12 protein-coding genes are annotated in these 13,902 nt (G+C 73.3%); 10 read left to right on the top strand and 2 right to left on the bottom strand.

All coding sequences use genetic code 11. The features are described 5' to 3' along the window. The first annotated feature begins 114 nt into the window (after positions 1 to 114). From AB0J71_RS01965 to AB0J71_RS01955, 3 genes are all read left to right on the top strand, one after another. A complete protein-coding gene (locus AB0J71_RS01965; RefSeq protein WP_352326873.1) occupies positions 115 to 1,125 on the top strand; it encodes a LacI family DNA-binding transcriptional regulator in 1,011 nt (336 codons plus the stop codon). Between the two features lie 70 nt (positions 1,126 to 1,195). Further along, complete coding sequence (locus AB0J71_RS01960) at positions 1,196 to 2,776, top strand: hypothetical protein (RefSeq protein WP_352326874.1); 1,581 nt, start codon at positions 1,196 to 1,198, stop codon at positions 2,774 to 2,776. Continuing rightward, entirely contained in the window at positions 2,773 to 4,671 is a 1,899-nt protein-coding gene (locus AB0J71_RS01955; RefSeq protein WP_364412026.1) for a hypothetical protein, read from the top strand. The genes AB0J71_RS01960 and AB0J71_RS01955 overlap by 4 nt, the downstream gene beginning before the upstream one ends. Here the strand turns inward: AB0J71_RS01955 and AB0J71_RS01950 are convergent. Further along, on the bottom strand, positions 4,641 to 5,327 hold the full coding sequence (locus tag AB0J71_RS01950; protein ID WP_352326876.1) for a TetR/AcrR family transcriptional regulator: 687 nt from the start codon (positions 5,325 to 5,327) through the stop codon (positions 4,641 to 4,643). The two genes, AB0J71_RS01955 and AB0J71_RS01950, sit on opposite strands and share 31 nt — an antisense overlap. Before the next feature lie 66 nt (positions 5,328 to 5,393). Between AB0J71_RS01950 and AB0J71_RS01945 the strand changes: the two genes are divergently transcribed. From AB0J71_RS01945 to AB0J71_RS01920, 6 genes are read left to right on the top strand one after another with little or no spacing between them, the layout of a single operon-like run. After that, complete coding sequence (locus tag AB0J71_RS01945) at positions 5,394 to 6,251, top strand: alpha/beta hydrolase (RefSeq protein WP_364412023.1); 858 nt, start codon at positions 5,394 to 5,396, stop codon at positions 6,249 to 6,251. 10 nt (positions 6,252 to 6,261) lie between these two features. Beyond that, a complete protein-coding gene (locus AB0J71_RS01940; protein ID WP_364412020.1) occupies positions 6,262 to 7,515 on the top strand; it encodes an extracellular solute-binding protein in 1,254 nt (417 codons plus the stop codon). A 2-nt stretch (positions 7,516 to 7,517) separates the two neighbouring features. Continuing rightward, positions 7,518 to 8,429 (top strand): sugar ABC transporter permease, encoded by a 912-nt coding sequence (locus AB0J71_RS01935; protein WP_352326879.1) that lies wholly within the window; start codon positions 7,518 to 7,520, stop codon positions 8,427 to 8,429. Beyond that, the gene (locus AB0J71_RS01930) at positions 8,426 to 9,226 is read left to right on the top strand and encodes a carbohydrate ABC transporter permease (protein WP_352326880.1); all 801 of its coding nucleotides are present in this window, start codon (positions 8,426 to 8,428) and stop codon (positions 9,224 to 9,226) included. Before AB0J71_RS01935 ends, AB0J71_RS01930 begins: the two co-directional genes overlap by 4 nt. Continuing rightward, positions 9,223 to 10,545 (top strand): M28 family peptidase, encoded by a 1,323-nt coding sequence (locus tag AB0J71_RS01925; RefSeq protein WP_364412017.1) that lies wholly within the window; start codon positions 9,223 to 9,225, stop codon positions 10,543 to 10,545. Before AB0J71_RS01930 ends, AB0J71_RS01925 begins: the two co-directional genes overlap by 4 nt. Beyond that, positions 10,530 to 11,897, top strand: coding sequence for a carboxylesterase family protein (locus AB0J71_RS01920; protein ID WP_352326882.1), 1,368 nt, complete (start codon positions 10,530 to 10,532; stop codon positions 11,895 to 11,897). The genes AB0J71_RS01925 and AB0J71_RS01920 overlap by 16 nt, the downstream gene beginning before the upstream one ends. Before the next feature lie 3 nt (positions 11,898 to 11,900). On the opposite strand, the gene AB0J71_RS01915 is transcribed toward AB0J71_RS01920, so the two are convergent. After that, positions 11,901 to 12,746: an NAD(P)H-binding protein gene (locus tag AB0J71_RS01915; RefSeq protein WP_364412014.1), complete on the bottom strand. Its 846-nt coding sequence runs from the start codon at positions 12,744 to 12,746 to the stop codon at positions 11,901 to 11,903. Between the two features lie 104 nt (positions 12,747 to 12,850). Here AB0J71_RS01915 and AB0J71_RS01910 point away from each other — a divergent pair, with 104 nt between their 5' ends. Then, the gene (locus AB0J71_RS01910; RefSeq protein WP_352326484.1) at positions 12,851 to 13,858 is read left to right on the top strand and encodes a WYL domain-containing protein; all 1,008 of its coding nucleotides are present in this window, start codon (positions 12,851 to 12,853) and stop codon (positions 13,856 to 13,858) included. The last annotated feature ends 44 nt before the right edge of the window (positions 13,859 to 13,902 follow it).

Here is a 13,902-nt window from a genome sequence, read left to right as displayed (position 1 = left end):
CTACGGCAAGATCGAAACCTCCGTCAAGGGGTGGACCTGAGGAGCGGGAGCGGGCTAGCCTCTGCTGTCAGCAAAGTATGTAGTTCGTTCTACGAGAACCCAAAAGGATGGCGTGTGACGAGCGGACGGGTGACGATCGCCGATGTGGCCAGGCGGGCCGGGGTCTCCACGGCCGCCGTGTCGAAGGTGGTGCGCGGCGCGTACGGCGTGAGCGCGGAGATGCAGGCCAAGGTGCGGCAGGCCATCGACGAGCTGGGCTACCGCCCGCACGCCGCGGCCCGGGCCCTGCGCGGACGCACCTACACCCTCGGCGTGATGCTCTCCGACACCCGCAACCCGTTCTTCCCCGACATCATCGAGGGCATCACCGGCCGGCTCGGCGACACCGAGTACCAGGTGCTGCTCGGGCCCGGCGGCATCGAGCCCAAGACGCAGGCCAGGATGACCGACGCCATGATCGACCGGAGCATGGACGGGCTCATCCTGATCTCGCCGGTCATGACGGACGCCGAACTCGCCGCCATTGCGGCGGCCGTCCCGGTCGTCGTGGTGGGCAGGCACGGCGGCGCGGCGGACCACGACGCGGTCGTCGACGACGACGTGATGGGGGCCCGGCTCGTGGTCGACCACCTGGTCGGGCTCGGGCACACCCGCATCGCGCACATCACCCACCTGGAGCGGGCCCGCGCCCAGGGACTGCCGCACATGGTGCGCGCCGAAGGCTACCGCCAGGCGATGCGCGCCCACGGGCTGGCCGACGACGTGCTGGCCACCTCCTTCACCGAGGAGGGCGGCTACGAGGGTGCGCGGGAACTGCTCGCCCGCGCCGACCGGCCCACCGCGATCTTCGCCGGGGCCGACATCGCGGCGCTCGGCGTCCTGCGCGCCGCCGACGAGGCCGGCCTGTCGGTGCCGGAGGACCTGTCCGTCGCCGGTTACGACAACATCGGCATCGCCTCGCTGAAGCGCATCTCGCTCACCAGTGTCGACCAGGACGGACGGGTGATCGGGGCGACCGCCGCGCGCCTGCTCGTCGAGCGCATCGAAGGACGCACGCGCTCGGTGGCCTCGTCGGTGTCGCCCACGCTGATCGTCCGCGGAACCACCGGACCGCCCCGCCGCTGAGAACTCGGCCGCGCCCCGGGGGACGGTCGCGGGCCGTGCATTAAAACGATTCGATGGAAGGACCCCCCACGTGAGACGACTCGCTCTCCTCGCCCTTCTCCTCCCGCTGGTCGCGCCCGCGCAACCGGCCCTGGCCCAGGCGTCCGCCACGGTCTGCCCGGTCAGGGTGGACCCGGCCGCGTTCGCCTCCGAGGCCCGCCTGAGCGCCCTGGCCACCCGGCAGGGAACGTTCGGACCCAGGCCGACCGGCTCGGCCGCGCACGCCGGTTACGTCGACTGGCTGGAGGAGGAGATGGCGGCCATCCCCGGCCTCCAGCTCTCCTCCCTGCCCTACGCCATCGACCGCTGGGACAACCTGGGCACCGGGCTGACCGTCGGCGGCACGTCCGTGCAGGTCGCGGCGCCCGTGCCGTTCTCCTCCTCCACCGGCGCGGGCGGCGTCTCGGCGCCGCTCGTGCACCTGGCCGCGGGGACGAACATCACCGCCGCCAACGCCGCCGGGAAGATCGTCGTCCGGGACCTGCCCTGGACCAGCGTGCCCAACCTGCTGTTCTATCCGCCCACCCTCGGCTACTCCATGTACGACCCGGGCATGACGATCAACCTGCTCGGCTCGGAGTCGATGGAGGCCCCGGCCGCGGCCGACGCCGACCTCAAGGCGGCCGCCGCCGCGGGCGCGCTGGGCGTGATCGAGGTCAGCCAGCTCCCGCACGCCCAGATCAAGGACATGTACGCGCCCTACGAGGGCCTGCCGTACGGCGTGCCCGGCGCGTACGTCGGCGCCGACCAGGGCAAGCAGATCAAGGACGCGCTGGCCGCCGGGCAGCCGGTCCAGGCGTCGCTGACGGTGAACGCCGCCTGGACGCCGACGACGACCCGCACTCTGCTCGCCACGCTGCCCGGCGGGAGCGCCCAGAAGATCGTCGTGGAGAGCCACACCGACGGCATGAGCCCGGTGTGGGACAACGGCCCGCTCACCATGATCGAGATGGCCCGTTACCTGTCGTCGCTGCCGGTGGAGTGCCGTCCGCGGACCGTGCAGTTCGCGTTCGTGACCGGCCACCTCTACCAGCACCTGACCGGTCCCGACGTCCGCGAGGGCGGCGCCGGTCAGCTCGCCGCCCAGCTCGACGCCGAGTACGACCAGGGCAAGGTCTCCTCCGTCGTCGTGCTCGAACACCTCGGCGCCAAGCGCTACGACGCGGTCGCCAGGCCGAACGGCCTGCCGGGCAAGCAGCTCGTCGCCAGCCCCAGTCTCACCGAGCTGCTGTGGGTCCCCGTCAGCGAGAGCACGCCGCTGCGCGAGCTGGTCAAGGGCCACATCGAGTACTGGGACGTGCGGCGCACCGCGATCCTCAAGGGCCTGTCGGCCGCCGACCTCGCCACCGTGCCGCACCACTGCAGCTTCGGCGGCGAGGGCACGCCGTACAACCAGCATTTGCTGCCCGTCATCGCGCCCATCGCCGCGCCCAAGACGCTGTTCTCGCCGCAGTTCGGCGCCGAGGCGATCGACCTGCCGGTGATGCGCAAGGCGTCGCTCGCCTTCACCGACGTCGTGCTCGACCTCGGCCCGATGGCCCAGTCGGCCGTCGCGGGCGACGTGACGACCATGCGCCAGCAGCGCGCCGCCGGCACGCCGGGGTGTGCGTGAGCATAGACAGAAGGGCGCTCGTGCGCCGGCACAACGTCGCCGGCGCCGGGTGCCCGCTCACCGTCGGCAACGGCGAGTTCGCCTTCACCGCCGACGCCACCGGGCTCCAGACATTCGCGCCGCTCGGCACGCAGGCGCAGTGGGGCTGGCACACGATGCCCAACCCCAAGGGCCACGTGCTGGAGGACGCGCTCACCGACTACGACGGCGTCGGCTATCCCGACCTCTACCCGGCCACCGAGGCGGGCGGCTGGCTGCACGTCAACCCGCACCGCCTGCATCTCGGCCGGATCGGCCTCGACGTAGGCGAGGACGTCCCGATGGGCCGGTCGGCGCAGACGCTCGACCTGTGGACCGGCACGCTGTCCAGCTCGTTCGAGCTGGGCGGGCGGCCGCACGAGGTGGAGACGGTCTGCCATCCCGAGCGCGACCTGCTGGCCGTACGCGTCACCGGCGGCACGGGCGTCAGGATCGCCTTCCCCTACGCCAGCGACGGCTGGCACACCACCGCCGACTGGGACAGCCCCGACCGGCACACCACCACGTGCACGCGGCGCGGCTCGCGCTGCGACTTCACCCGCGTCCTGGACCAGGACGGCTACCACGTGGCCGCCGAGTGGACGGGGGCGGCGCGGTTCACCTCGCCCGCCCCCCACGTGTACCTGATCCAGGGCGAGGAACTGGAGCTCGTCGTCGAGTTCGCCCGGCACCCCGTCGGCGCCGGCCTGCCGTCCTTCTCCCAGGTCCGCGCGGCCGCCGCCGCCCACTGGGAGCGGTTCTGGACGCGCGGTGGCGCGGTCAGCTTCGAGGGCAGCGCCGACCCCCGGGCGCCCGAGCTCGAACGCCGGGTCGTGCTCTCGCAGTACCTCACCGCGGTCAACTGCGCGGGCACCACCCCGCCGCAGGAGACCGGGCTGGCCGTCAACTCCTGGAGCGGCAAGTTCCACCTGGAGATGCACTGGTGGCACGCCGCCCACTTCGCCCTGTGGAACCGGCCGGAGCTGCTGGAGCGGAGCCTGCCGTGGTACCGCTCGATCCTGCCCCGGGCCAGGGCCACGGCGGCGCGGCAGGGGTTCCGCGGCGCCCGCTGGCCCAAGCAGGTGGGGCCGGAGGGCAGGGAGAGCCCGAGCGAGATCGGCGCCTTCATCGTCTGGCAGCAGCCGCACCTGATCTACTTCGCCGAGCTGCTCCGCCGGATCCGCCCGGGGGCGCTGGAGGAGTACCGGGACCTGGTGTTCGAGACGGCCGAGTTCATGGCCTCCTTCGCGGCCGGCGGGCACCTGGGGCCGCCGCTGGTGCCGGCGCAGGAGTCCTACCACGAGTCCAGGAGGTCGGTGCGGGATCCCGCGTTCGAGCTGGCCTACTGGTGGTGGGGGCTGGCGACGGCCCAGCGGTGGCGGGGCCTGCTCGGCCTCGATCCCGACCCGGCGTGGGCGCGGGTACTGGACGGCCTGGCCCGGCCGCTGGTGCGCGACGGCGTGTACGCGGCCATCGGCGTGGAGCCGTACACGGTCAGGACCGACCATCCCTCGATGACCGGCGCGCTCGGGTTCGTGCCGCCCACCCCGCTGATCGACCCCGAGGTCATGCGGGCCACCCTGCACGACGTGCTCGCCGACTGGGACTGGGACAGCGCGTGGGGCTGGGACTTCCCGATGCTCGCCATGTGCGCGGCCCGGCTCGGCGAGCCCGGCACCGCCGTGGACGCCCTGCTGATGGACGCCCCGAAGAACACCTACCTGCCCAGCGGCCACAACCACCAGTGGCCCGGCCTGCTGCCCCTCTACCTGCCGGGCAACGGCGGCCTGCTGGCCGCCGTCGCGCACATGGCGGCCTCGGGCTGCTTCCCCGAGGGCTGGCGGGTTCAGGCGGAGGGAGTGGTCCCGATGCCGTGATCGGGGCCGGCCAGCAGGGCGACCGTGTAGTGGTAGAGGTCGCCCGCCGACGACGTCAGCGTGGCGGCGCGGCCCGCGCGCACCTCCGAGGCGATGAACTCGGTGGTGCCGTAGACGATCAGCCGGGGGATCGCGGCGCGCAGCGGCGGCAGCGAGGGGTCCTCCAGCCTGGCCCGCGCGGCCAGTGCCGCCAGCATGTCCAGGAAGGGCCGGTAGGCGGTGTCGCGCTGCTCGACGGCCCGCTCGCCCGCCCTCGGCAACTCCACGAAGTACGCCTGCGCGTACTCCGGGCGCTCCTGCCACCACCGCAGGTAGGCGGCCAGGCCCAGCCGCAGCGCCGTGCGCCAGCGGTCGCCCGCCCCCGACGCGGCCGCGCGGATCGAGTCGATCATCTCGGGCAGGTCGCGCTCGCAGACGGCGAGGAAGCACGCCTCCTTGTCGGCGAACTGGGCGTAGAAGGCGTTGCGCGAGACCCGCGCGGCGGCGATCACGTCGGGCACGGTCGTGGCGGCGTAGCCGCGCCTGGCCACCAGCCGCAGCATGGCCTCCACGAGGCGGTCGCGCTGCGACTCGCGCACCGTGTCGGGGGAGAGCCCGTGCCGCCCTCGCGGAAGCGGCCGGACCGCCGGAACTTCCTTCTGTTCATCTCTTGACATCGCTCACCGATCGTACTTCCCTCTCTTAGGAGACGTTCACGTCTCCAAATATCCCACGGAGTGACCATGGAGAACTTCACTCGTCGGCAGGCGCTGCGGGCAGGGGCGCTCGGCCTCGCGTCGGCCGGATTCCTGTCGTGGACCACCGCGGCCGAGGCCGCCGCCACCATCGAGACCGCCTACAAGGCGACGGGTCCGTGGCCGGTCGCCACCGGCACCTCGGGCGGCCACCGGCTCTACTACCCCTCGAACCTCGGCGCGGGCGGCGTCACCCACCCGATCGTCACGTGGGGCAACGGCTCGTGGGCCACCCCCGACAACTATCCGGGGCTGCTCAACCACCTGGCCTCCTGGGGCTTCGCGGTGGTCGCCTCCACCGACACCACCACGGGCACCGGCGCCGAGATCCTCGCCGCCGCCCAGCACCTCGTGGGCCTGAACGCCGACCCCGCCAGCGTCTTCCACGGCAAGCTGGACACCGCCCAGGTCGGCGCCGTCGGCCACTCCCAGGGCGCGGGCGGGGTCGTCAACGCGGCCAACCACTCCGCCGGGCTGATCAAGACCGTCGTGCCGATCGCCGTGCCCGCGCAGTGGATGGCCAGCCCCGGGGACGAGTTCTCCGTCGCCGCCCTGACCTGCCCGGTGCTCTTCCTCAGCGGGGCGGACGACTGGCTGATCTCCTCGGCCGCGACCGTGCAGGGCTACTACGACCAGGCCACCGCCGGAGCGGGCCGGGCGCTGCTCAAGGGCGCCGGACACAACGACATCCAGAACACCGGCGGGGCCTTCCTCGGCTACGTGACCGCCTGGCTGAGGTACCGGCTCCAGGCCGACGCCCAGGCCCGCGGGGCGTTCGCCGGCGGCGCCCCCGAGCTCCCCACCAACACCGCCTGGCAGAACCAGGCGCTCAAGAACCTCACCTAGGAGAACCACCATGGCGGATCTGACGCGGCGTGGGCTCCTCGCCGCCGGCGCGCTCACCCTGCTCGCCGGATGCGGCAAGGACCAGCCCCGGCAGCAGGCCGCGGCCGCCGGGCCGCACGGCGAGGTCACCGTCTGGCTGCACGGCTCGCAGGACACCGGCCAGCAGTTCCAGGAGCTCGTGCACCGCTACATCGCCGAGTTCAAGGTCGACGTCAAGCTGCTCTACCTGCCCGTGGGCCAGCTCGACGCCAAGCTGCTGACCGCCTTCAGCGGCGGCGCCCCGCCCGACGTCTTCAAGATCGGCCACTGGAGCTTCCCCGCCCACGCCAAGAAGCAGCGGCTCGCCCCCGTCGACACCAAGGCCCTCCCCCTGGCGAACTACGAGCCGGGCACGACCACCCCGCTCACCTACCAGGACGTGCCCTACGGCGTGCCCATCGACTTCAACCCCTGCCTGCTCTACTACCGCAAGGACCGGTTCGAGCAGGCCGGGCTCGACCCCGACAAGCCCCCGGCGACCTGGGAGGAGGTCGCCGAGCACAGCGCCAAGCTGACCTCGCCCGACCGGGCGCGGGTCGGCCTGCAGTGGCTCTACGGCGATCCGCAGTGGGCCCTCATGACGCTGACCGCCCTCGTCCGCGGCAAGGGCGGCGAGCTGGTCGCGGCGGGCGGCGGCAAGGCGTCGCTGGCCACCGAGCAGGGCATCGCCGCCCTGACGTACATGTCGCGCATCGGCAACCCCAAGCTCTCCAACCCGCTGGGCGCGCTCGGCCTGTTCTACTCCGGCCAGGCGGCCATGGTCGTCAGCGGCGCCTTCCTCGGCCCCGCGCTGGAGAAGCTGGGCAAGGACAAGCTCACCTTCGGCAAGCAGTACGGCGTCGCCCCCATGCCCACCTGGGACGGCGGGCCGTCCGTCGTCCCCGCCTACACGTGGGGCTGGGGCGTGGCCAAGGACTCGCCCAACCAGTTCACCGCCTGGCACCTGGTCAACTATCTCCAGGGCGCCCCGTCGGTGGCCGCCAACCTCGACAACGGCATCATCATCCCGACCAAGGGCTGGCGCGAGGCCGGGCCGCGCGGCAAGTCCGAGATCATGGAGATCGTCGCCGGCAGCCTGCCGCACGTCGACTTCGGCCCGATCATCCCCGGCGCGCTGGAACTGGCCAAGGCCGCGTCCGGCGCCGTGGACTCCGTCGCCCACGGCAAGGCGACCCCGGCCCAGGCCGCGGCGACCTTCGACGCCACCGTGCGACCGATCCTGTGAGCGTGCTCGGCGCCCGGCCCGGCGGGCTGCTCGGCGGGCTGCTCGGCGGGGTCAGGGTCCGGCCGCAGGCCACGGCGGGCGTGGCGCTGACCCTTCCGGTGGCCGTCTTCTTCGTGGTGTTCTGGCTGGTCCCGTTCCTGTCGGCGATCTATCTCAGCTTCACCGACTACGAGATGGCCGGCACGCCCAACTGGATCGGCCTGACCAACTACGAGCGCATGTTCGCCGACCCCGGCTTCCTCAACTCGGCGTGGATCACCGTCGTCTACACGGTCTGCACGGTCGTCCCGACGATCCTGCTGGCCCTGCTGGTGGCCGTGCCGCTGAGCAGGCCGGGACGGCTCAACCGCTGGCTCAGGGCGCTCGTCATGATCCCGGCCGTGATGCCGCTGGCCGCCACGTCCATGGTCTGGGTGATCATCTACTCCGACCGCGGCCTGGCCAACACCCTCCTCGGCCTGGCCGGGATCCCCCCGCAGTCCTGGCTGACCAGCTCCGGCCTGGCCATCTGGGCCCTGGTCGTGATGGTCGTCTGGAAGAGCATGGGGCTGTTCGTGATCATCCTGACCGCCGGCCTGCAGGCGCTGCCCGGCGAGGTGTACGAGGCCGCCGCCATCGACGGCTCGGGACCGGTCACCACGTTCACCCGCATCACGCTCCCGCTGCTGCGCAGGACGTTGCTGTTCGTCCTGGTCATCTCGGTCGCCGGCTCGATGCAGGCGTTCGTGCCCGCGTTCCTGCTCACCGGGGGCGGGCCCGCCGACGCCACGCAGGTGCTGCCGTACTACATCTGGGCCAACGCCTTCCCCTACGAGCACATGGGCTACGCCGCCGCCATGGGCATGGTGCTGCTGGTCGCCATGGTGATCGTCTCGGCGGTGCAGTTCGCGTTCCTGAAGGGCGGCGACGAATGAGGGTGCTGCGCGCCGTCTGGCTGATCGTCGCGGTCGGGTTCATGCTGCTGCCGGTCTACGCCATGGTCGTCGTCGCCTCGGCGCCGGACGACACCGACCTGCGCGGGCTGGTCTTCAACGGCTTCCACCTGCCCGAGAACATCGGGGTGCTGTTCGGCGCCGGCAACCTGCCCACGTACCTGCGCAACAGCCTGATCCTGTGCGTCGGCACCGGCGTCCTGGACGTGCTCTTCTCGGCCGCCGCCGGTCACGCGATGGCCCACCTGTCCTTCCCCGGCCGCCGCGTCCTGTTCGCGCTGGTGGTGGGCACGCTCGCGCTCACCCCGATGGTCATGGTCATCCCGGTCTTCCTCATCGTGAAGGAGCTCGGCTGGGTCAACACGTTCCAGGGCATGATGGTGCCGGGCATGATCAGCGCATTCGGCGTCTTCCTGGTGCGCCAGTTCGCCCTCGGCATCCCGAAGGAGCTGCTGCTGGCCGCGCGGGTCGACGGCGCGGGGGAGTTCCGCATCTTCGCGCGCATCGCCGTGCCGCTGCTGCGGCCCGCGCTCATCACCCTGTTCCTCGTGCACTTCCTGGCGCAGTGGGACAACCTGCTGTGGCCGCTGATCGTGGCCAACGAGCAGGAGCTGTGGCCGCTGCCCGTGGGACTGGCCAACTTCCAGAGCGAGGTCGGCGTCACCTACCACCTGACCACCACCGCGGCGCTGGTCACCGCCGTGCCGCCGTTCGTCCTGATGGTCGCGCTGCAGCGCTACTACGTGGCGGGGCTCACCTTCGGAGGGCTGAAACGATGATCCCGGACCTGATCCCCGGCGCCGCCCGGATGATGGAGTGGATCGAGACGGTCACCGCGCGCGGCGTCCGGCGTCCCGGCTACCCGGCCGACGACTGGACCGCCGCGTGGGCCGCCGAGCGCTTCGCCGAGTTCGGGCTGCGCGACGTCCGGCTCGCGCCGGTCGAGCTGCCCGTCTGGCGGCCGGTGACGGCGTCCCTGGTGGTGCGCCTGGACGCCGACCCGTCGCGGGTCGTGCGGGTGGCGGCGTCCGCGTTGCCGTACACCACGCCGAAGGCGACCGTGACCGCGCCGGTCAGCCGCGAGGTCGTGCCGGGCGCGATCGTCGTGCCCGAGTACGCCTTCACCGAGCTGCCGCAGTCCTACGTCAGGGACCTGGCGACGGCCGTGCACGACCCCGAGGGCGTCTTCGACGACCTGGTCCAGACGCTGCCGTTCCAGCTCGACCACCTCGACGTGCTCCAGGGCGTGATCGACGGCGGCGCCGCCGCGTTCGCCGGCGCGCTGACCGGGGTGCCGTGGGAGACCCGCGACTACTACGTGCCCTACGACGCCGTGCACCGCGACCTGCCGGCCGTCTGGTTGTCCGGCGGCGACTCGCGGCGGGTGCTCGACCTGGTCGACGCGGGCCCCTGCACGGGCACGCTCACCGTCGAGTCGGAGACCGGCCCCGCCGTCTCGCACAACGTGATCGGCACGCTCCCCGGCCGCTCCGGCCAGTGGGTGATCATCGGCTCGCACCACGACGCGCCCTGGGCCTCGGCCGTCGAGGACGCCTCGGGGATCGCGCTGGTGCTGGCCGCCGCCCGGTACTGGGCGAGCGTGCCCGAGCGGGACCGGCCGCACAACCTGCTCTTCCTGCTGACCGCCGGGCACATGGCGCACGCCGCCGGCACCCGGGCCTTCATCGAGGAGCACCGCGCCCTGCTCGGCGACGTCGTGCTCCAGCTCCACCTGGAGCACGCCGCCCGGCGGTGCGTGGCCGTGGACGGCGAGCTGGTCCCCACCGGCGACCCCGAACCCGGCTGGTGGTTCACCACCCGGAATCCGGAGCTGGAGAGCCTGGTGGCGGCGGCCCTCGTCGCGGAGGACCTCAGGCGCTCGTTCGTGCTGCCGCCGGACGCCTTCTCCCCGATGCCGCCCACCGACGGGGCCTTCTTCCACCCCGAGGGGGTGCCGCTGGTGCACTTCCTGTCGGCCCCCATGTACCTGTTCGACTCGGCCGACACCCTCGACAAGGTCTACGAGGACGGCCTCGAACCGCTCACCCGGGCGGCCGTCAGGATCGTCGAAGGGACGGCCGGATGGCGTCGCGCATGATCGTCCGTACCGCGTCCGGGCTGGTCGAGGGCAGGGCCGAGGAGGGCGGGCGCGCCTTCCTCGGCGTGCCGTACGCCGCCCCGCCCTTCGGCGAGCACCGCTTCGGCGCGCCCGTCCCGCCGGCGCCGTGGGACGGCGTGCGGCCCGCCGTCACGCGCGGCGCCGCCGCCCCGCAGGCGGCCGGCGCGGACATCGGCCTGTACGCGCCCGACGTCTTCCGGACCGGCGAGGACTGCCTCAACCTCGACGTGCGCACCCCCGGGACCGGCGAGCCGGGGCTGCCCGTCCTGGTCTGGATCCACGGCGGCGCGTTCTCCATCGGCGGCAACGGGGCGGCCTGGCATCAGGGTCACCGCTTCGCCCGCGACGGCGTGGTGTGCGTGGCCGTCAACTACCGGCTCGGCTTCGAGGGCTTCCTCGCCCTGGACGACGCCCCGCTCAACCGGGGCGTGCTCGACTGGCTGGCCGCGCTGGAGTGGGTGCGCGACAACATCGCGGCCTTCGGCGGCGACCCTGGCAACGTGACCATCGCCGGGCAGTCGGCGGGCGCCGCGGCCGTCGCGACCCTGCTCACCATGCCCCGCGCCGAAGGGCTGTTCCGGCGCGCGATCGTGATGAGCGGCTCGGCCACCCTGGTCGCCGCCGAGCAGGAGGCCCGCGACCACGCCAGGGCGCTCGCCGCCCGCCTCGGGATCGCGCCGACCAGGGCGTCCTTCGCCGCGCTGCCCCCCGAGGCGCTCGTCGCCGCACAACCGCCGCCGCTGACCGGCGGCTCCGGCGGGCTGAACGACTCGGTGCCGGTCAAGCCGGTCGTGGACGGCGACCTGATCCCGGCCGTCCCGCTGGACGCCCTGCGCGCGGGCACGGGCGGGGACCGTCCGCTGCTGGTCGGCTGCACGTCCCAGGAGGCCGACGTGTTCGTCCGGGGCATGGCCGCCGGGCTCGACGAGGCCGCCGCGCGGGCGGCGCTCGACCACCTCGGCGTCCAGGTGGACGAACCAGGGCTCACCCCGGCCGAACGGGTCGGCCGCGCCGTCACCCGGCACCTGTTCACCCGCGAGACGCGCTGGATCCGCGAGGCCAGGCCCGCCTACGGCTACGAGTTCCGGTGGGAGTCGCCGGTCGAGAGCCCGGCCGGCGGCGGACGCGTGGGCGCGGTGCACAACCTCGACCTGCCCTTCGTCTTCGACGTGCTGGACGCGCCCGGCGTCGAGCGCACGGCGGGACCGGGCGCGCCGCAGGCGCTGGCCGACGCGATGCACGCCGCCTGGGTGCGTTTCGCCCGCACCGGCGACCCCGGCTGGCCGCTCGGCCACACCATGATCTTCGACGATCCCGCACCGTCGGCGTGAGAGTCAGCCGGCCGTGAAGTCCGCGCGGTGGTCGGCGACCCACTCCGCGAGCGTGCGGCCCGGCCGTCCGGTCACCGCGGTGACCGGACGCGGGACGTCGGGGACGGTGAGGGTGTCGTGCCAGTAGTCGAGCAGCATCTTCATCACCGGCTCGGGGATGAACCGCCCGGTCTCGGCACGGAACTCCGCCGGTGTGATCTCCACCAGCGGGATCTCCACGCCCAGGGTCTCGCCGATGATCGCCACCTGCTCGGCGCGGGTCAGGGCCTGCGGGCCGGTGAGCGGGATCGCCGTCTCCAGGTGATCGTCGGAGAGCAGGGTCTCGGCGGCGGCCTCGGCGATGTCGTACTCGTGGATCGGGGCCTGTGCCGAGGCGAGGTAGGGCGCCCGGATGGGTGCGCCGGAGCGGATCTGCCAGGCCCAGGAGAGCAGGTTGCCGGCGAAGGTGCCGGGACGCAGGATCGTCCAGGCGCCGGCACGTGAGGTCACGGCGGACTCGACCGCCGTGTGGTGGCGCTGGCTGGCCGACCCGTGGTCGCGCGGGAACTCCTTCGCCGCGGCGAGGGAGGACAACACGGTGAACCGGTGGACGCCGCGGGCGGTGGCCGCCGCGACGAACGCCTCGACGCCCTCGGCGGGGAAGACGAAGGCACGATCGACGCCGGCGAACACCTCCGGCCCGAGCGTGGTGGCGTCGGCCAGGTCGCCGGCCACCACCTCGACCCCGGCCGGCAGGCCCGCGTCGTCGGGCTTGCGGGTCAGCGCGCGCACGGCGGCGCCGCGGGCGAGCAGGGTCGTGACGAGATGACGGCCGACGGTGCCGGTCGCGCCGGTGACAAGGATGCTCAAGGTGACTCACCTCAGGGAAATGCGGTGCCGGTCCGTCCGGCCCGAACTCCAACTTAGGGAGCTTTTAGGTCATTTTCTGTCCACTTCTACTAGGCTCGGGGAGTATGCCGGACCAGACCACGACCGGGCGGGCGCTGCGCCTGCTGGAGCTGCTGCAGGCCCGCCGGTCCTGGAGCGGCGGCGAGCTCGCCGACCGCCTCGGCGTCGACGGCCGCACCCTCCGGCGGGACGTCGAGCGGCTGCGCCGCCTCGGCTACCACGTCGAGGCGCGCCGCGGCCCCGACGGCGGCTACCGGCTGTCCACGGGCAGCGACCTGCCGCCGCTGGTGTTCAGCCCGGACGAGGCGCTCGCCGTGGCCGCCGCCCTGGCCTCGTCGGCCGCCAGCGGCGCCGCCGGCGGCGGCGAGGTCGCGCTCACCGCCCTGGCCAAGATGGAGCAGGTGATGCCCCCAGCGGTACGCCGGCGGGTGCGGGCGCTGCGCTCCTCGGTCGCCTTCGGCGGCACGCCGAACGCCGTGGCCGGCGCCTATCCGGCGCCGCTGAACGCCGGCGTGCTGGCGGTCCTGGCGCTGGCCTGCCGGGACGCCGAGCGGGTCCGGCTGCGCGTGATGAGCACCGAGGGCGCAGGCTCAGGACGGGAGTCCCCGTGCCACGTCGAGCCCGCCGCCCTGGTGCCCCGGCAGACCCGGTGGTTCCTCGTCTGCCGCGACCTCGACCGCGGCTGGCGGGTGCTGCGCGTCGACCGGATCACGGCGGCGTCGGCGACGGGCGTGCGCTTCGAGCCGGAGGAGGTCCCGGGGGGCGACCCGGTCGCGTTCGTCACCAGCCGGCTCGGCGCCCCGCCCCGCCGGCACACGGCGACGATCCTCATCCACGCGCCGATCGAGCAGGTGCAGGCGTACATGGGCGGCTTCGCCACGGACTTCGCCCCGACGACCACCGCCACCGGCCGGGCGGCGACACACTGGCGCATCGCCGACGTCCGCCTCGAGGTGCTCGCCGGCGGCCTGCTCTGGGTGCGGTGGCCCTTCGAGGTGGTCGACTCTCCCGAGCTCGCCGCCCTGCTCCGGGACCGGTCCGCGGCCTTCGCCCACGCCGCGGACCCGCGCTGAGGCCCGTCGCCCGGTTCGGGCGTCCGCCGTGACGGCTGATCGTG

The sequence above is a fragment of the Nonomuraea sp. NPDC049637 genome (assembly GCF_040675235.1).
GTDB lineage: Bacteria > Actinomycetota > Actinomycetes > Streptosporangiales > Streptosporangiaceae > Nonomuraea.
Note: the sequence above shows the minus strand (reverse complement) of the source record. Positions and strands in the feature narration are given on the sequence as shown.